Here is an 18,262-nt window from a genome sequence, read left to right as displayed (position 1 = left end):
CACGAAATAATAGGACTTGCGTCCCATTCTTTAATAAATCGCCACTTCGTGGCTCAAAATATAAACATTATGAACTTCCAAACTCCAGATAAAAACGGATATTACGGTAATTTCGGAGGAGCATTCATCCCTGAAATGCTGTATCCAAACATTGCCGAATTACAAGAAAATTATATAAAAATCATCGAATCTGAAGAATTCCAAAATGAATTTCAGGATTTATTGAAAAACTATGTTGGTCGCGCTACACCATTGTATTTTGCGAAAAATTTAAGCGAAAAATATCAAACTCAAATTTATCTAAAGCGAGAAGATTTGAATCACACCGGAGCGCACAAAATAAACAATGCTTTAGGACAAGCTTTACTCGCCAAAAAATTAGGAAAAACCCGAATTATCGCAGAAACCGGAGCCGGACAACACGGCGTGGCAACTGCAACAGCTTGTGCACTTTTAGGCTTAGAATGTATTGTTTACATGGGCGAAATCGATATCGAAAGGCAAGCTCCGAATGTGGCAAGAATGAAAATGTTGGGTGCAAAAGTTGTTCCCGCAACTTCAGGCTCAAAAACGTTGAAAGATGCCGTGAACGAAGCTTTAAGAGATTGGATTAACAATCCTGTAACCACGCATTACATTATTGGAAGCGTCGTTGGACCGCATCCGTTTCCAGATTTGGTGGCGAGATTTCAATCGATAATTTCCAAAGAAATTAAAGAGCAATTGAACGAGAAAATCGGCAGACAAAATCCCGATTACGTAATTGCCTGCGTTGGTGGCGGAAGCAATGCTGCAGGAACTTTTTATCATTTTGTGAATGAAGAAAACGTGAAAATTATTGCTGCAGAAGCAGGAGGTTTTGGCGTTGATTCGGGAAAATCTGCGGCAACAACCTTCTTAGGAACTTTGGGAATTTTGCACGGAAGCCAAAGTCTCGTAATGCAGACGGAGGACGGACAAGTTATTGAGCCACATTCCATTTCAGCGGGTTTGGATTATCCGGGAATTGGACCGATGCACGCGAATTTATTTCAACAAAAAAGAGCAGAATTCTTTAGTATTAATGATGATGAAGCTTTAAAATCCGCTTTTGAACTCACAAAAATTGAGGGAATTATTCCCGCCTTGGAAAGTGCACACGCTTTGGCAGTTTTAGATAAAAAGAAATTTGAAAAAAATGATGTAGTGGTCATTTGTCTTTCCGGACGTGGCGATAAGGATATGGAAACATACCTTCGGGTACAAAGTACAATGTAAAATGTACAAAGTATCTAATAAAAATTAATTTTAAAACACATTGTACTTTGTACATTTTACCTTTTACCTTTTACAATTCTATGAAAAAACTAAACATATATTTCACCGCAGGAATTCCATCTTTGGAAGATACTGGAAAAATTGCTCAATTAATTCAAAATTCGGGAGCAGATATGATGGAAATAGGGATTCCTTATTCTGACCCAGTTGCGGATGGACCTGTCATTCAGGAGGCGCATTCTTTAGCTTTGAAAAACGGAATGTCTATTAAAAAACTCTTCGAGCAATTGGCAGAAATTAAAAATGCGGTGACGATTCCTAAGATATTAATGGGTTACCTGAATCCTGTTCTTCAATTTGGGTTTGAAAACTTTTGCAAAAAATGTGCGAAAGTTGGCGTTTCAGGATTGATTATTCCAGATTTACCGCCTATTGAATTCGAAACTCAATACGGCGAAATTCTTAAAAAACACAACCTAAATTTCACATTTCTCGTAACGCCTGAAACTTCGGAAGAACGCATCAAATATCTCGATTCTTTGAGTTCGGGATTTTTATATGCAGTAAGTTCGTCTTCCACAACAGGAAATGATAATGCGGTTTTAAAAAACGAAAATTATCTCAACAGATTGGCTTCTTTAGCTTTGAAAAATCCAGTTTTTATCGGATTCGGAATTAAAAACAAAAACGATTTCGAAAACGTAACCGAAAAAGCACAAGGCGGAATTATCGGAACCGCTTTCGTAAACATTCTTTTACAAAATAGAGATTGGGAAACCAAAGCCATAGATTTCATCCATTCCATAAAAGCGTAAAATTTAGTAAATTTGTGCGTCAATAAAAGTAAATGAATACACATCAGAATAAATCAGTAGAATTTGAAGATTTGGGAACCAAAGAGTACCAACCTTCATGGGATTATCAGGAACAATTGATGAAAAACATCATCGATATTAAAATCAAAAACAGAGACCTCCCTGCTGAAGAACATATCACAACGCCCAACCATTTTCTTTTGGTAGAGCATCCTCACGTCTATACTTTGGGAAAAAGCGGACATGAAGAAAACCTTCTTGCCGGTTTGGAAAAACTCAACGAAATAGACGCTACTTTTGTAAAGGTAAACCGCGGCGGAGACATTACCTATCATGGTTTTGGGCAAATTGTAGGCTACCCGATTCTCGATTTGGAAAACTTCTTTACCGACATCCACAAATACATGAGAAATCTGGAAGAAGTAATCATTAGAACCATTGCCGAGTTTGGTTTAAAAGGCGAGCGTTCTGAAGGTGAAACCGGAGTTTGGCTTGATGTAGGAAAACCCTACGCCAGAAAAATCTGTGCGATGGGCGTAAAAGCTTCTCGTTGGGTTACGTTGCACGGTTTTGCTTTGAATGTAAATACCGATATGCGTTATTTTGAATACATTATCCCATGCGGAATTAAAGACAAACAGGTGACTTCTTTACAAAGAGAACTTGAAAGAGCATTAACTCCCGAAGAAGTTGAACAGGTAAAAACCAGCATCAAAAAGCATTTTGAAGAAGTTTTTGAAGCTGAATTGATTGCAAAAGCTTAAGAAATTTTAAAATATAGAATACGAATCTGCTTCTTGAGGAGCAGATTTTTTTTCATTGTGGTTAGAAATAATTTTGGGATTAATCAGTAATTCAGTATTTTTATGAAAACTAAATATTATTGTACAGGTGACATATTAATAAACTTCAGTCTTCAACTTTGACAAAAACATAAATAAATGAAAGTCTATAAATACAGAAGTAATGATGAAAGGTTTATTGAACGTGATTTGATTACTTTTTCCAGAAATAATTTTTTTGCTTCCACATTTGAAAACCTAAATGATCCATTTGAAGCTAATTACAATGAATTAATCACAGATAGTATAAATATTCTTGAAAAAAAATTTCATATAAACCTACAAGATGTTGTAAAAAATCTTGAAACAATTGTTGAATATAAAGATAAATTGGGTATATTTTCACTTTCTACAAGTGTCTTGAGTGAGCAAATGTGGGCTCACTATTCTAATTCAAATTATGGTTATTGTATTGAATATGATTTAGAGAAAATTAATGAAAGAAGCCAAAATTATGATTTAGCTTTTAATCTTAATGTTAGATATAATGATTTACTACCAATAATAACAATTAATGATATCAAAGATGGAAATCTACCTTCAAAAATGTTTGGGACAAAAAAAGAATTTTGGTCGTATGAAAAAGAAATAAGATTAATTTTTGATTCAGCATCATTAAAAGAACATCATGAATCTGCAATAACAGGAATATACTTTGGTCATAAAGCAGACAAAAATTTAATTGAAAAGTTTCGTGAGAAATTCATGAATAGGAATATTACTTTCTATCAAATGAAACCAAATAGATTTTCCAATATTTTAGAATATATTGAAATTGAAAAATTCTCAAAAAAACTTCTTTTTGACCTAAACAAATTCAAATTTGAATTAATCTATACAAAAAAAAATTCTACTATTTACAACTATTATATTTATTTAAAAGATTCCTATTCAAAAATAGAGCTCAAAGAACTTAGTAAAGCATTTTTAGAAAAATATAATTTTAAACCATCAAACTTATTTTTTTTAAACTCAAAATCAGAAAATACAATTAAGCTAATTGGAAAATATCCAAAATCAAATAGAGAATATATAGAGTGGGCAGAAACTGTAATTGCAGAATTTCCTTTTGATTGTGATGATGAAATATATTTACATCCTTTTAAGGATTATCATTATAAGGAACTAAAAAAATTGAATCAATAATAGATAAATTCTTTATTAATTTAACATCGCATCCAAAACATATTAATTTACTGAGTTTTTCATTTCCCCCTCAAACATTATAGATTTTATCTACAATTGTATTTTGTAAAATTAAATTGTGTGCAATATAATTGTTTCATACCTTTGTCTCATCAATTTAAAACAAAATAAAAAATGTCATTATTAGAAGACCTAAATTGGAGACACGCCGTAAAAGCATACGACCCAACCAAAAAAGTATCAGAAGAAAATATCAATAAAATTTTAGAAGCTGCAAGATTAGCTCCTACTTCATCTGGTTTGCAACCTTTCCGCGTGATTGTGGTAGAAAACCAAGAGTTAAAAGAAAAAATGGTTCAAGGCGCATTCAACCCAGAAGTAATGAGAGATTCTTCGCACGTATTGGTTTTTGCAGCTTGGGACAGCTATTCCAACGAAAAAATCGATAAAGTCTACGACCATCATACCGATGTAAGAGAACTTCCAAGAGGTCGTTTTTCCAGCTACACCGATTTAATCAAAGGTATGTACGGAGCGCAAACTCCAGAAGAGCATTTCGCACACACGGCGAGACAAACTTATATTGCTTTAGGTTTGGCAATGGCACAAGCAGCGGAATTAAGAGTAGATTCTACACCTGCAGAAGGTTTCAACAATGAAGTTGTAGACGAAATTTTAAATCTTAAAGAACTCGGTCTGAAAAGTGTAACGCTTCTTTATTTAGGCTACAGAGACGAAGCCAACGACTGGCTTTCTCACATGAAAAAAGTGAGAATTCCAATGGAAGAATTTATTGTGAAGAAATAAGGAAGTTAGAAGCTGGAAGGTCGAAGTTGAAAGTTGGAAGTTTACATTCATACTTATTATTTGCAATCTTCTGTCTTACTTTATAGAAAAGTCAATTTTTGAATGTTCTTATTGAGCATATTCTGGCTTAACCACAAAGTGCACAATAGTATCACAAAGTACACAAATTTTGTGGCCGTTGTGAAAAACCTTTGTGTTCGTCGTGGTAAAAACTAACATTGACTTTCAAATATGACAAACTACACAAAATCAAAAAATCTTTTGTAGCTTTTGTCATTAAAATTTATTTCAATTAAAAATCTGAATTATGGACACTCCAAACACTCCCAAATTGGGCAATCAACTCTGTTTTCCTTTGTATGTCATTGCGAAAGAAATCACAGGTTTGTACAGACCTTTCCTTGATGAGCTGGATATTACCTATCCTCAATATCTCGTGATGATGGTACTTTGGGAACAAGATGGCTTGACTGTAAACCAGATTGGCGAAAAACTTTACCTCGATAGCGGAACTTTAACGCCTCTTTTAAAAAGACTTGAAACCAAAAAATTCATCATCCGACAAAGAAAAAAAGAAGACGAAAGAGTGGTAGAAATTTTTTTGGATGAAGCCGGAAAAAGTCTAAAATCCAGAGCGTGCGAAATTCCAGGTAAAATACAACAAAAATTGAGTCTTACCGAAGCAGATTTTCTTGAATTAAAGGAAACTGTAGACAAAATACTAAACAAAATACAACATTAAAATGAAAACATTATACACCACTGCTGTTACCGCAAAAGGCGGAAGAAACGGGCATGTAGAAAGCGATAACGGAATTTTAAACCTTGAAGTAAGAATGCCAAAAGCTTTGGGCGGTTCTAGCGACGATTTTACCAACCCGGAAATGCTTTTTGCAGCAGGGTATTCAGCGTGTTTTGATAGCGCTTTGAACCTCATCATCAGCAAATCTAAAATTGAAACCGGAGAAACAACCGTAAAAGCAAAAGTAAGCATCGGGCAAATTGAAAACGGTGGTTTTGGTTTAGCCGCAGAACTGGAAGTCAATATTCCTGGAGTTTCTTTGGAAGAAGCACAAGCTTTAACCGAAAAAGCCCACGAAATCTGCCCTTATTCTAACGCAACCCGAAATAATATGGAGGTAAAACTAAGCGTTACCAACCACTAATCTATTTTTTTAATCTTGTTATATGAAATCTGTTTTCTTCGGAAAGCAGATTTTTTTTTATTTTAGAGAATTATAATTTGGATTTGCGTGTTGTGTGAAATGAAGTGCCTTTAATATGTTAAAAAAGTAATAGCAAGGCGTAGCTTGAAAATCCATTTTCCAATTTTTAAAATCATCATTTTCAGAAATGAACATCCAAAAACAAATCTCCAACTATATTTCAAGTCAGATTGCGCAAAAAAGTAAAGATTTGGAGGCTTTACATGAAATCATTCTTGCTAAAAATCCGCAAGCTGAGCTTTGGTTTTTGGATGGGAAAAATGAAGAAGGAAAAACGGTTTCCAACCCTAATATTGGCTACGGTCGCTTGAAAATAAACTATAAAGACGGAAGTTCCAGAGACTTTTATCAAATCGGGATAAGCGCCAATACAAGCGGAATTTCAATCTACATCATGGGAATTGATGACAAAAAAATTCTTTCAGAAAAATTTGGAGAACATCTCGGGAAAGCTTCTATCACAGGTTATTGCATTAAATTTAAAAAATTGGAAGACCTCAATTTACAGGTTTTGAATGAAATTATTACTTTTGGATTTCAGAAATTTCCGCATTAATAAAATTAATAAAACCTTCCATTACTTATCAATTATCACCCATTACTCATAAAAAAAGCCACTCTTTCGAATGGCTTTACTATTAATTACTTGAACATTTTATTTAGTCCAATTGATTTTTGAATGTTTTACATTTTCAGAATTGGTTCCAATCATAATGTCGAACTCTCCTGCTTCCCAATCGAATTTTAAATCGTTGTTATAGAATTTCAAATCTTCCGGGCTAATGTTGAAGGTAACCGTTTTAGATTCTCCTTTTTTCAGCATTACTTTTTGGAAACCTTTCAACTCTTTTACAGGTCTTGTCATGCTTCCAACTACGTCTCTGATGTACAATTGCACAACTTCATTTCCATCAAAATTTCCAGTATTCGTAACAGTTACAGAAGCTTGAATGGTTTGATTTCCTTTAGGATTTGCGTTAGAAATTTTAACATCAGAATAATCAAACTTTGTATAGCTTAACCCAAAACCGAACGGATACAATGGCGTATTACACTCGTCCATATAATTTGAACGGAATCTTTGATACTCACACTTATCAACCAATTTTTGGTCAAGTGGGCGACCTGTATTTTTCGCGTTATAATAAATTGGAACCTGCCCTAAACTTCTTGGGAAAGTCATCGGAAGTTTACCCGAAGGATTTACCTTGCCGAAAAGAACATCTGCGATAGCATTTCCAGCTTCAGAACCGGCAAACCATGCGTTTAAAATAGCATCTGGAGCATCTTTTACATTCGTTAAAGCTAAAGGACGACCTGTGAAAAGTACCATTGCAATTGGTTTTCCTGTTTTTTTCAATTCATTCAACAAATCTACTTGAGATTGAGGGATTGTGATTTCAGTTCTTGAAGAAGATTCACCGCTCATTTCCGCAGATTCACCAATCGCTAAAACGATAACGTCTGCTTTGTTGGCAACATCTACTGCTTCTTTTAGCAATTGCTCTTTAGAACGGCTGTCTCTGTCGGTTTTCTTCCCGTGAGCTGCATAAATATCTTCTAATTTTGAATCATAATCGATGTTTGCCCCTTTTGCAGAAATAAATTTAACGTCTTTACCATAGTTTGCTTCCAAACCTTGCATTAAATTTACAGAAGCGGCATGTTTTGTAGCAACACTCCAAGTTCCTGCCATATTCATAGAGTTGTTTACCAACGGACCGATTACCGCGACAGTACCTCCTTTTTTCAAAGGTAAAACTTGGTTTTCATTTTTAAGCAAAACCATAGATTGTGCTGCTGCACTTCTTGCGATTTCACGATTTTCGTTGCTATAAATTTCTTTGCTTGCTTTTTTAGAATCTCCATATCGGTAAGGATCATCAAAAAGACCTAAATCATATTTGGCTTCAAGGATTCTTTTGGTAGCCATATCGATTTCGGCTTGCGTAACTTTTCCTTCAGATAAAGATTTTTTTAACGTCGTTAAAAAACCTTCACCAACCATATCCATATCAATTCCAGCCTTTAAAGCTTGCGCTGAAACCTGCTGAAGATCTCCCATTCCGTGGTCTACCATTTCGTTGATTCCCGTATAATCGGTTACCACAAAACCTTTGAATTTCCACATATTTCTAAGAACTTCCGTTTGCAACCATCTGTTTCCTGTTGCCGGAATTCCATCAACTTCGTTGAAAGAAGCCATTACAGAAGCTACACCTGCATCAACAGCTGCTTTGTAAGGTGGGAAATATTCGTTGAACATTCTTACGTGGCTCATGTCTACCGTATTGTAATCTCTCCCTGCTTCTGCGCCACCGTATAACGCGAAATGCTTTACACACGCAAGAATTGTAGACTTATCTGCCAAATCTTTACCTTGATATCCGTACACCATATTTTTAGCGACTTCGCTTCCTAAATATGGATCTTCACCAGAACCTTCAGAAACCCTTCCCCATCTTGGTTCGCGAGAAATATCCACCATTGGCGAGAACGTCCAGTTAATTCCGTCGATTGCTGCTTCTCTTGCTGCAATTTTAGCAGATTGCTGCACCAAATTCATATCCCAAGAAGCGGCTAAACCTAAAGGAATTGGGAAAGTTGTTTCGTAACCGTGGATTACATCCATCCCAAAAATCAAAGGAATTTTTAGACGGCTATTTTCTACCGCTACTTTTTGTACTGCTCTGATTTTATCTGCTCCTTTTATGTTGAATAAACCACCAACTAAACCTTGTTCTACTTTTTTACCAATGTTTGAACTTTTCGCCAAACCCGTCGTAAAATCTCCAGAACTTGGTAAATTGAGCTGTCCGATTTTCTCGTCTAAAGTCATTTTTGCCAAAAGAGCCTCTACAAAAGCTTTCTTTTTTGCGTTGTACTGCTCTGTTTGAAATGCCTGTACAGGCTTGGTAACTTCCTGCGCCAAAAACATTGGAGCAAGAGCTAAAGTTGCCATTACAATTAACTTTCTCATAAATCTAACTTCTTTAATTATATTTTTCTTTTTGTTTTTTCTAAATCTTATTCTACTCAGTAAATTATTTCTGCTTTCTTTTGCTCAACATCCAATCGTATAATGCAGGATTTGAGTAGGTAGAATCCCAAGAGTTATGATTATCATTTGGGAAAATAGTTAATTCTGCAGTAGGATTAATCGGATGTAGTTTTTGGTAAAATTTGAAAGCATTTTCAGGTAAAACTACATCGTCCATCCCACCGTGAAAGATTTTCATGTTTAAATCTTTGTACTGATGAATATTTGCATACATTACTCTATCTGTAGGCGCACAAACTGAAACTACAGCCGCAAACATTTCAGGATGTTGCATGGCTAAAGTTAAAGTTCCCCAACCTCCCATAGAAAGACCCGTAAGGTAAATTCTAGAGGCATCAATTTTATATTTCTGCTGAATTTCTTTGATGAGATGATACACTGTAACCGTATCCCACCAAGTATTTGCAGGGCATTGCGGCGCCAAAATAGCAACCGGCTCTTTAATTAAATTTTTATAGGTAAACGGACTGTGCGCTTTTACTTTTTCTAAATCATTTCCTCTTTCTCCAGAACCGTGAAGAAAAACGATTAAAGGAACTTCTCCTTTTGCTTTCTCAGGATAATCGAAGATGTAAGACATTTTTTCTTGTCTTTTGATCTCTTTGTTAAGTTCTGCTTTTATTTCTTGTGCTTTTGCAGTAAAAGACAATGATAAAAGTACAAGTGAAAGATATTTTAGTTTCATAAATTTTTTAATTTTAATAAATGCTTTTATTTTTTTCGATTATCTTAAATCTATGACGTAATTTTCTCATAGCCCCGATGGAAACGGCATCCTTATTTGTTGCGGGCGGAGCGAAGCGGAGCCCGTAACAAATAAGATACAGTGTACAGCGGGAATAGCTTCTAAAAACAATCGACGTAGTCAAAAAAAAACTCCTAAAAATTATTTAATATTATATTTTGAAGATTTAAAATCTAATTTTTTCAAACCTTGTTGAATTTCTGGGGCGTTCATAAATAATTTCCACAAAAATCCTGTTCTGTAGTTTTCAATCATGGGAGCAATCGTACCTTGATCGATGGCTAAATATCGTGGCGTTGTCCAATTATCATAATGAATTGATGTGGCATCATAAGGACCTGCAGAACCGATAAATTCTGGCTTTTGAGTATAAATGAACCTTAAAAAATTCATAGATTCTTTTGGTGAATACGGAAAACTACTCAAAGCAGCAGTCGGGGTAATTACGCCGTGATCATTTTGCGGAAAATGGGCATCATAACCTACTCCACCATCTTTATTTCTGCTGTAACTTGCCGTTAAACCCCAATAATTTTCGCCGTAGCCTTTCCATTGTTTTGGGTTTTCTACACAGTATTTGTAATCGATAAGTACTTGATTTTTATTTAAATCGAAATAATTTTTGATGTATTTATCTGATAAATTGGTAGGATCTAAACCGATATACGAGTAATGTGCCCAAAATAGAGGACCTCCATATTCGGTTGCTCCATTGTGTTTTACATACATTGGAAGACCATACTTTTCGTTGTCCGACAGATAAGTCCCGCTTCGAGACCAACCTTTGTAATAGGTTTCTGCATCGATTGAATACGTTGGTGAAGAAGCCGCCAAAATATAGGTAATTAAACACTCGTTATAGCCTTGAAGCGGAAAATTCATTTCCCATTGATATTCAGGAGACCAATGCCAATACAAGACTTTTTCGCCACCTTTAGTGTACCAATTCCATTGAATACCTTTCCAAAGCTCGTCGCATTTTTTTGCTAAAGCTTTTTCTTCGGCATTTCCGTTTTTGAAATATTCTCGTACCATGAGAATTCCGGAAGTAAGAAAAGCGGTTTCTACCAAATCTCCTCCATTATCTTTTTTCCCAAATGGGACAGTTTTACCGGTTTCTCCATTAATCCAATGCGACCAAACTCCTTTGTAACGATCTGCTTTTGCAAGGAAATCCATCATGGTATTTAACCTTTTTACAGCTTCTTTTCTCGGCACAAAACCACGCTCAATACCTACTAAAATAGTTGCTAAGCCAAAACCAGAACCTCCCGTAGTAACCACGTGCTTATCGTTGTGAGGATAAATATTATCTTCGTGATAACGCTCTCGTCCCAACATAGAATTTGGCTCTGCATACTCCCAGAAATATTTTAAAGATTGTTGCTGAACTTTGTCTAAAAGCTGCGCATCTGAAAGTTTTGCAATAGAATTTTGCTCACTTGGAGCAGGTTTTTGTAATGTATTGCAGGAAAGAACGGCAAAAGCCAAACATCCTGTAAGTAACACTTTTTTCATTTTTTAAAATTTTTACGGAAAACTAAAAACTTTGCCAAGGTTTTTAAGCTTTGACAAAGTTTTAAATTCTAAAATCCGTGCTGTGTAGAGTGGAAACCTAGCTTTAGAAGGCCCTGTCTTACGTCTGGAGCATTCATAAACAAATTCCACAAAAATTGATTTTTATAATTTTCGACCATCGGGGCAATCGTACCTTGATCGATTGCTAAATATCTCGGCGTAACCCAATTGTAGTGTACAGAATAAGCATCATAAGGTCCTGCAACTCCAACGTATTTACTGTAATTTTCATTATACAAAAATCTCAGCATTTGCAAACTCTCTGTGGGTGTATATGGCATATTGGATAATGCTGCTGTAGGAGAAATAATCCCTAAATCATTTCCTGGTTGATGTGCTGCATATCCCGTAGTTCCATCTGAGTTTCTTGTGTAACTTGCAGTAAGCCCCCAACTTTTAGAGTTATACCCTTGCCAACCTTTTGGATTTGCTAAACAATATTGATACATTATTTTCGCGTGGTTGGTTGTTGCATTTCCGTAGTTCACATAGTCATCCGTTAAACCTCTCGGGTCTAAACCTAAGAAAGAATAATGTGACCAAAACATTGGCCCCACACTTCCTGATGCACCGTTATGAGCGACAACGAGTGGATTCCCATATAAACTTCCCCCTGTGGCAATACTTCCGTTTCTTGCCCAACCTTGTGTGTATACCGATTTTGCTATCGAATAATCGGGAGAAGCAGCTGCCAAAACGTAGGTTATTAATGTTTCATCAAATCCTTTTAATTGATGATTCATCTGGAAATTATAGTTAGGCGACCAGTGCCAATACAAAACGTTTTGGTTTTGTGTGTACCAATTCCATTCGATTCCTTTCCAAAGCGTATCTGCTTTTTGAGATAAAGCTAATTCTGTATTATCTGTAGATGTTTTAAAATATTCTCTCACACAGATTAATCCCTGTGCTAAAAAAGCCGTTTCTACAAGGTCGCCACCGTTATCCATTGTACTAAAAGGGATAACTTGACCATTAGTTCCGTTCATCCAATGGGGCCATGCTCCATGGAATCGGTTGGCTGTTTGCAAAAAGTTGAGTGCGGTAGATAATTTTGAAACGGCTTCGCTTCTACTCACATAACCATTTTTGATACCTACCAAAATTGTCATTAATCCAAAACCAGATCCTCCCGCGGAAACCACTTGAGCATCTTGTCCCGGATTTTCGGTATGATATCTTTCTCTAGCTAATTTTGAGTTAGTTTCTGCATAATCCCAAAAATATTTGAGCGCATCTTTTTGTACCATTTCCAACAACTGCGTATCTGTGTAGTTGTTTTGTGTGGGCGTAGGAGTGTCTATAACAGGTTCTGAAACTTGAGTAGTATCAGAAGAACAACTGCCACATAAAAATATGGCAGTTGTAATAGTTAATATTGATGATTTCTTTAACACTATTTTTTATTTGTATATAAATCAGTAATTTCTGCAAGTGTTAAAGCAGAATCATACATTCTAAATTGATCTAAGTTTCCTTTCCATGGTTTCATCCAGCTATCAGTACCAGACTGTCCTCCTAAGTTAAAACCAGTTACTTTGGTATCATCCATATTTACGCCTCCGTGTGTACCCCATGTTTTTGGTGTACCAAATTGTACTCCATCTTTATAGAATGTTAATGAAGAGTTACTAGCATTGTAAACGAAAGCACAATGATGCCATTGGTTATCAAAAAAACCTGCAACTGGAACTGCATTTGCAGCACCTTCCCAAGTTAGCCAAGTATCTGCTTTATTTTTATCTACAATAATCATTTTTACTGCTATTCCATTTGTAGTAGCTTCATTCATTAACATCATCGATCCTTTTGTCCAGTGACCATTTGATGAAGGTATGCTAAAAATATGTTCTGCACTAGTAGTAGTAGCACCATGCTTAAACCAATATGAAATAGTAAAACTTTGTGCTTTTTGTACAAAATCATTTGGATTAAGATACTTCAAAAATGCAGTAGCAGACCCCTTATAACTTTTTCCAGTAATTCCCGCTTCAGAAGTAATTGATTTATCTGGAGTGAAAGACGGGTAGGTAGATAACTCTTCAGCAAATTGATACCTTAGTCTTGTATCTTCTTTATCGAATGGTACGTAAAACCTCAAACTTCCTGCTGGCAAAACCGCATTATCTAAGGGATATTCTCCCAACTCTGGTTGGTCTAACTCCTGACAAGCAGAAAACGCAAATAAAAGCGCAACCAATCCTGAAAATTTTAAAATATTTCTTTTCATTTTAAATTAAATATTAATAGTTAGGATTTTGAACTAAAACTCCCTGAGCCTTATCTATAGCTTCTTGAGGAATAGGGAAATGCTTATTTCGATCAGCATAACCGTAAGATGCTAGAACTGTTGTTGCATCATTCCATCTTACTAGATCATAAAATCTTTCAAATTCCATCCCAAATTCTACTCTTCTTTCTTGTTTAATTGCAGTTCTAATGTTTGCCTGAGTAGTTGCAGTCGTACCACTTAATCCTGCACGAGTTCTTATTCTATTAAGATAAGTAGTTGCTGTTGCTGTTTGGCCTAATTCATTTGCTGCTTCTGCTGCAATTAAAATTACATCTGCGTAACGCAAAATCTTGATATTTTCCCAGTGATTTTTATTCTGAGCATATTGGATTCTTTCTGCAGGTAAAGTATATGCTTTCCCATTCCAATATTGTTGTGCTAAAACAGGATTTGTATTATTTGGACCCGCAGGTAAAGTGTATCCTGATGTATTGTAAATATCTGGTCCTCCTGAAACTAGTATTGTTGTTTGTTTTCTTAAATCCCCTGTTTCATAAGCACTTACTAAATTTGTTGAAGGAACGTTGAATCCCCATCCTAAATCCCAAGTTCCCGAACCTCTTACACCTTGACATTCATAAAAATTGTTACTATATTTAGTTGGATAATCATAAGTTTTCTGAATTTCAAAAATTGATTCTTTTGAATTATTGCCTGCCTTAGTAAACTCATTATCGTAAGATGAATTTAAGGTATAAGCGCCAGAATTGATAACAATTTCAGCATGTTGTAAAGCTTTTGCCCAGTTACCTTGATATAAATATAGCTTAGCCATTAATGTATTTACCATTCCTTTTGTGGCACGTCCAAGATAAACACTTGCCCACTGCGTTGGTAAATAAGGTTCTGCTTCAGTTAAATCTTTCAAAATCTGTGCATCTACCTGGGCAATTGTATTTTTTGCTGCAATCTCATCCTGAGGAATATCAATTGTCTTAAGATTTATTGGCACCTCTCCAAAATCTCTTCTTAATTCGAAATAACAAAATGCTCTTAATGCTTTTGCTTCTGCAATATTTGTTAAGGTTCCTTGAGATGTATCCCCACTAGCAACAGCAGTATTTATTAATTCATTACAATCATAAATAATTTTGTAATGACCATTCCAATCATTTTTAATGTGCCCATTAGTTGCTACATATCCAAAGTTGTTAAAAACATTTCCATCTGCGGATGCATCCGAGGCTGTACTACCTTTTTCGTTATCGTCAGCCCTAATACAGTGGGTCCAAACATAACTAAAATCACTCACGCCTCCCTCAGTTCTAAAACTAGCATACAAACCGAAAGCTAGAGCTTCAAAACCTCCAACGGGTACTTCATCAAGAACCGGTCTTCCTTCAGGTTTTTCATCTAACCAATCATCACCACAGCTATTAAAAGAAAGTGCTGCGACAGACATTGCGCCAATTATGGCAATTTTTTTATAATTAATTTTCATTATGATTCATTTAAAAAGTTGCGTTGATTCCTAAACTTGTAATTCTAGGGTTTGGATAACCACTGGTATTAACACCAAATTGTGTAGCTGAACCTCCAAATTCAGGAGTAAAACCATTTACATTATCCCATGTTTTCAGGTTCTGTACGTTAAAGTAGATTTTTAATCCTTGTAGTTTATATCTTGATACCATTTCCCTATCAAAATTATATCCTAACTGAACATTTCTAATTCTAAAAAAGCTTCCATCTTCAATCATATATGTAGAGTTTTCTCTGTTATATGCAGAAGCTGAATAACTTCTTGGTTCCCAATTCGAAGTTCCCGCACCAGTCCAACGATCTAATCTTTCTGTTCTATAATTAAAAGGAGCAAAAGAGTTTCCATTACCCCAATCTCTAAATACTTCATTACCATAAACACCATAGAAATCAGCATTCAAGAAGAAACCTTTATAATCAGCTCCTACACTAAATCCGTACGTAAAATCAGGAGTAGGATTACCAATCATCGTTCTATCAGCTGGTGTAATTTGTCCATCTCCATTTACGTCTTTATATTTAAAATCACCAGGAGCAGGATTTCCAATCGTTGATGTAGGTGACAATAAAATATCTGCTTTCGTCTGATAAATTCCCTCAACAACATACCCATAGAAAGCTCCTACAGGTAAACCAGCTTTGTAAATAGCAGGTCCATAGAAAGTTTGGTAACCATCTTCAAGCGTATTTAAAACTTTAGTTTTTGTAGTAGTTAAATTTCCGTTAATATAGTAAGAAAAATCACCTCCCTTTAAACTATCTTTCCATCCTGCAGTAAATTCGAAACCTTTGGCTTCAATAGAACCAGCATTCATAAAATAATTAGGGTTTCCAATAACATAATTCAACAGATCTTCTGTTTTTTTGTTATAATACGCTGCTTCAAATGATAATTTTCTATTGAAGAACATAGACTCTAAACCAAATTCATAAGATTTTAAATGTTCCCATGTAAGATCTGTAGCTTCCTCAAACTGCTTAACAAATGCAGGATATAAGTTTCCATTAAATACTCCTGTACCTCCTTCTACATAAACTGGATAACCAAAATAACTATAAGGTGTAAATTGATTACCTAAATCTCCGTATGATGCTTTAAGTTTTAATAAATTAATACCTGAAACATTTTTCATAAAATCTTCTTTTGTAACTTCCCAAGCTCCTCCAACTGACCAGAACCAATCGAATCTGTTACCAGGTGCTAACATTGAAGAACCATCATTTCTTAATGATGCATTCAACATATATTTATTATTGAAGCTATATAACGCTCTTCCGAAATAAGAAACTTGTTTTTGCTTATATTGGCTGCTGTTGACAGTTCTAGTGGTAGAATCAACAAAATCCGAATTTAAATACCAAAACCTTGGATTATTAGGTATTTGCCCCAACGGATTAGAAAGACTACTTCTTGCACTTCCAGACATGCTGTTATATTCACGATTGATAGTTTCGAAACCTGCCATTACTGTCAAATCATGACCTCCAAACTTGTTCTTATAAGTCAATAACTGGTTTTGTTGGAAAGATAAGTCTCTGTTTTCAAATTGATTGATCGATGTAAGTAATCTACCTGAATAAGGTGAAACACTATTGGTTTCAGAAATATAGACATTGAAAATTGGCTCGTACCCCCTTCCAGTTCCGTTTCTATAAGTTAAAAAATAATTAGATCTAAACGTAAAATGTTTAAAGAAATCGAATTCTAAATAAGCATTAGGGTTAAATTGAAAGTCTTTATTTAATTGAGTATACTTGTGTCCTTCAACAAGAGCTAAAGGGTTTCCAATTTGTGCAGCTCCAATCTGTTGTGGTAAAGAGTTATATAAACCATAGTATTGACCTGGATTCAAATTGATAGGAGCGACTACTGGCGTAGCATTTAGAGAAGATGTGAAACCTCTTAGTTGAGGAAGTTTTCCGTAAGCACCAGTAAAACCAAAACCTGCTCTTAAACCTTTGCTAATTTTCAAATCATCATTAAACTTCATCGTAAGTCTTTCGTAATCTTCATACTTAATAGACCCCTCTTCCGTTTGATACCCGAATGAAAAACTCACTCTATTATTTTCACTACCGTTTGCGATGGTAATATTGTGCTGTTGCATCATCCCGCCTTTATTGCGAATAACATCTACCCAATTTGTATCTGCATTGAAAACATTAAATAAATTGTAAGCAGGCAACCCTTGATTAATCAAATCTTCATTATACAAAGTTCTAAATTGCTCTGCATTGGTAATATTTGGACGGTTATCTAAAGATTTTACTCCAACTGATGAAGATAAACTCACACTAGTTCTACCCGCTTTTCCTCTTTTGGTAGTAACGATGATTGCTCCATTTGCACCACGGCTACCAAAAATTGCAAGTGATGAAGGATCTTTCAAAATCTCCATCGACTCTATATCTGCAGGGTTTAGAAAGTCAATATTATTTGCAAAAACCCCATCTACAATGTAAACCGGGTTAACACCATTAATAGTTACTGTACCTCTAATTCTAACATCAGCCTGCGAACCTGGTTGACCAGAGTTTACAACCGACAAACCGGCTACTTTACCTTGCAAAGAGTTTACTGGGTTAGATGCTGGCTTGTCTGCAACTTCTGCTCCATCTACTTTTACAATCGATCCCGTAAGATCTCTTTTCTTAGCGGTACCATACCCAATCATTACTACTTCCTCAATTTTTTGCTCTTTTGCAAGAGTGTCTTTCGGAGCAGTCTGCCCATTTACGTTCATACCGAAGTAAAGAACCGCAATTAGGGTGGAATACTTTAAATTACTTTGTTTCATATAGTTTCTTTTTTTCTTAATTGTCATTCTTTTTCTCAAAAAAAGACATTAATTCAAAAATAGCAAAAAAAAATTAACATGTTAATTTTTCTTAAAAAAAATAGAATTTTAACAAAAAAAACACAATTCAAACAATATAATTGCTTTATTTATTAATATTTCGTTAATTTAAATTAAAATGTTTATCATATTTTCAGTGGTTTTTTCAGTTA

15 protein-coding genes are annotated in these 18,262 nt (G+C 35.1%); 8 read left to right on the top strand and 7 right to left on the bottom strand.

Annotated features, from left to right (window positions below; all coding sequences use genetic code 11):
- Positions 1-69: 69 nt before the first annotated feature.
- From trpB to AC2A1D_RS05625, 8 genes are all read left to right on the top strand, one after another.
- On the top strand, positions 70-1,257 hold the full coding sequence (gene trpB / locus AC2A1D_RS05660) for a tryptophan synthase subunit beta (protein WP_484042657.1): 1,188 nt from the start codon (positions 70-72) through the stop codon (positions 1,255-1,257).
- Positions 1,258-1,337: 80 nt separating this feature from the next.
- The gene (gene trpA / locus AC2A1D_RS05655; RefSeq protein ID WP_484042656.1) at positions 1,338-2,072 is read left to right on the top strand and encodes a tryptophan synthase subunit alpha; all 735 of its coding nucleotides are present in this window, start codon (positions 1,338-1,340) and stop codon (positions 2,070-2,072) included.
- Positions 2,073-2,104: 32 nt separating this feature from the next.
- A complete protein-coding gene (lipB, locus tag AC2A1D_RS05650; RefSeq protein ID WP_484042655.1) occupies positions 2,105-2,836 on the top strand; it encodes a lipoyl(octanoyl) transferase LipB in 732 nt (243 codons plus the stop codon).
- A gap of 177 nt (positions 2,837-3,013) precedes the next feature.
- Positions 3,014-4,060, top strand: coding sequence for a DUF2971 domain-containing protein (locus tag AC2A1D_RS05645; RefSeq protein ID WP_484042654.1), 1,047 nt, complete (start codon positions 3,014-3,016; stop codon positions 4,058-4,060).
- 174 nt (positions 4,061-4,234) lie between these two features.
- Positions 4,235-4,867, top strand: coding sequence for an NAD(P)H-dependent oxidoreductase (locus tag AC2A1D_RS05640; RefSeq protein WP_484042653.1), 633 nt, complete (start codon positions 4,235-4,237; stop codon positions 4,865-4,867).
- Between the two features lie 307 nt (positions 4,868-5,174).
- On the top strand, positions 5,175-5,609 hold the full coding sequence (locus tag AC2A1D_RS05635) for a MarR family winged helix-turn-helix transcriptional regulator (RefSeq protein WP_484042652.1): 435 nt from the start codon (positions 5,175-5,177) through the stop codon (positions 5,607-5,609).
- 1 nt (position 5,610) lies between these two features.
- Positions 5,611-6,033 (top strand): organic hydroperoxide resistance protein, encoded by a 423-nt coding sequence (locus AC2A1D_RS05630; RefSeq protein ID WP_484042651.1) that lies wholly within the window; start codon positions 5,611-5,613, stop codon positions 6,031-6,033.
- Between the two features lie 187 nt (positions 6,034-6,220).
- Positions 6,221-6,649, top strand: coding sequence for a DUF1801 domain-containing protein (locus AC2A1D_RS05625; RefSeq protein WP_484042650.1), 429 nt, complete (start codon positions 6,221-6,223; stop codon positions 6,647-6,649).
- A 99-nt stretch (positions 6,650-6,748) separates the two neighbouring features.
- Here the strand turns inward: AC2A1D_RS05625 and bglX are convergent, their stop codons facing one another.
- From bglX to AC2A1D_RS05590, 7 genes are all read right to left on the bottom strand, one after another.
- On the bottom strand, positions 6,749-9,073 hold the full coding sequence (gene bglX, locus AC2A1D_RS05620; RefSeq protein ID WP_484042649.1) for a beta-glucosidase BglX: 2,325 nt from the start codon (positions 9,071-9,073) through the stop codon (positions 6,749-6,751).
- A gap of 64 nt (positions 9,074-9,137) precedes the next feature.
- A complete protein-coding gene (locus AC2A1D_RS05615) occupies positions 9,138-9,839 on the bottom strand; it encodes a carboxylesterase family protein (protein ID WP_484042648.1) in 702 nt (233 codons plus the stop codon).
- Between the two features lie 201 nt (positions 9,840-10,040).
- A complete protein-coding gene (locus AC2A1D_RS05610) occupies positions 10,041-11,417 on the bottom strand; it encodes a glucoamylase family protein (protein ID WP_484042647.1) in 1,377 nt (458 codons plus the stop codon).
- 68 nt (positions 11,418-11,485) lie between these two features.
- Complete coding sequence (locus AC2A1D_RS05605) at positions 11,486-12,874, bottom strand: glucoamylase family protein (protein WP_484042646.1); 1,389 nt, start codon at positions 12,872-12,874, stop codon at positions 11,486-11,488.
- Positions 12,874-13,707, bottom strand: a complete 834-nt coding sequence (locus AC2A1D_RS05600; protein WP_484042645.1) for a LamG domain-containing protein — start codon at positions 13,705-13,707, stop codon at positions 12,874-12,876. Before AC2A1D_RS05600 ends, AC2A1D_RS05605 begins: the two co-directional genes overlap by 1 nt.
- Positions 13,708-13,720: 13 nt before the next feature.
- The gene (locus AC2A1D_RS05595) at positions 13,721-15,172 is read right to left on the bottom strand and encodes a RagB/SusD family nutrient uptake outer membrane protein (RefSeq protein ID WP_484042644.1); all 1,452 of its coding nucleotides are present in this window, start codon (positions 15,170-15,172) and stop codon (positions 13,721-13,723) included.
- 49 nt (positions 15,173-15,221) lie between these two features.
- Positions 15,222-18,050 (bottom strand): SusC/RagA family TonB-linked outer membrane protein, encoded by a 2,829-nt coding sequence (locus tag AC2A1D_RS05590; protein WP_484042643.1) that lies wholly within the window; start codon positions 18,048-18,050, stop codon positions 15,222-15,224.
- Positions 18,051-18,262: the final 212 nt, after the last annotated feature.

It is taken from the genome of Chryseobacterium sp. HNCC26DJ239 (genome assembly GCF_057180445.1).
This window is presented reverse-complemented; position numbering and strand designations above follow the sequence as displayed.

What these genes read in the sequence shown, in the direction of transcription:
- trpB (WP_484042657.1), top strand. Translation starts at nt 70, where the DNA reads ATGAACTTCCAAACTCCAGATAAAAACGGATATTACGGTAATTTCGGA.
- trpA (WP_484042656.1), top strand. Translation starts at nt 1,338, where the DNA reads ATGAAAAAACTAAACATATATTTCACCGCAGGAATTCCATCTTTGGAA.
- lipB (WP_484042655.1), top strand. Translation starts at nt 2,105, where the DNA reads ATGAATACACATCAGAATAAATCAGTAGAATTTGAAGATTTGGGAACC.
- AC2A1D_RS05645 (WP_484042654.1), top strand. Translation starts at nt 3,014, where the DNA reads ATGAAAGTCTATAAATACAGAAGTAATGATGAAAGGTTTATTGAACGT.
- AC2A1D_RS05640 (WP_484042653.1), top strand. Translation starts at nt 4,235, where the DNA reads ATGTCATTATTAGAAGACCTAAATTGGAGACACGCCGTAAAAGCATAC.
- AC2A1D_RS05635 (WP_484042652.1), top strand. Translation starts at nt 5,175, where the DNA reads ATGGACACTCCAAACACTCCCAAATTGGGCAATCAACTCTGTTTTCCT.
- AC2A1D_RS05630 (WP_484042651.1), top strand. Translation starts at nt 5,611, where the DNA reads ATGAAAACATTATACACCACTGCTGTTACCGCAAAAGGCGGAAGAAAC.
- AC2A1D_RS05625 (WP_484042650.1), top strand. Translation starts at nt 6,221, where the DNA reads ATGAACATCCAAAAACAAATCTCCAACTATATTTCAAGTCAGATTGCG.
- bglX (WP_484042649.1), bottom strand. Translation starts at nt 9,073, where the DNA reads ATGAGAAAGTTAATTGTAATGGCAACTTTAGCTCTTGCTCCAATGTTT.
- AC2A1D_RS05615 (WP_484042648.1), bottom strand. Translation starts at nt 9,839, where the DNA reads ATGAAACTAAAATATCTTTCACTTGTACTTTTATCATTGTCTTTTACT.
- AC2A1D_RS05610 (WP_484042647.1), bottom strand. Translation starts at nt 11,417, where the DNA reads ATGAAAAAAGTGTTACTTACAGGATGTTTGGCTTTTGCCGTTCTTTCC.
- AC2A1D_RS05600 (WP_484042645.1), bottom strand. Translation starts at nt 13,707, where the DNA reads ATGAAAAGAAATATTTTAAAATTTTCAGGATTGGTTGCGCTTTTATTT.
- AC2A1D_RS05595 (WP_484042644.1), bottom strand. Translation starts at nt 15,172, where the DNA reads ATGTCTGTCGCAGCACTTTCTTTTAATAGCTGTGGTGATGATTGGTTA.
- AC2A1D_RS05590 (WP_484042643.1), bottom strand. Translation starts at nt 18,050, where the DNA reads ATGAAACAAAGTAATTTAAAGTATTCCACCCTAATTGCGGTTCTTTAC.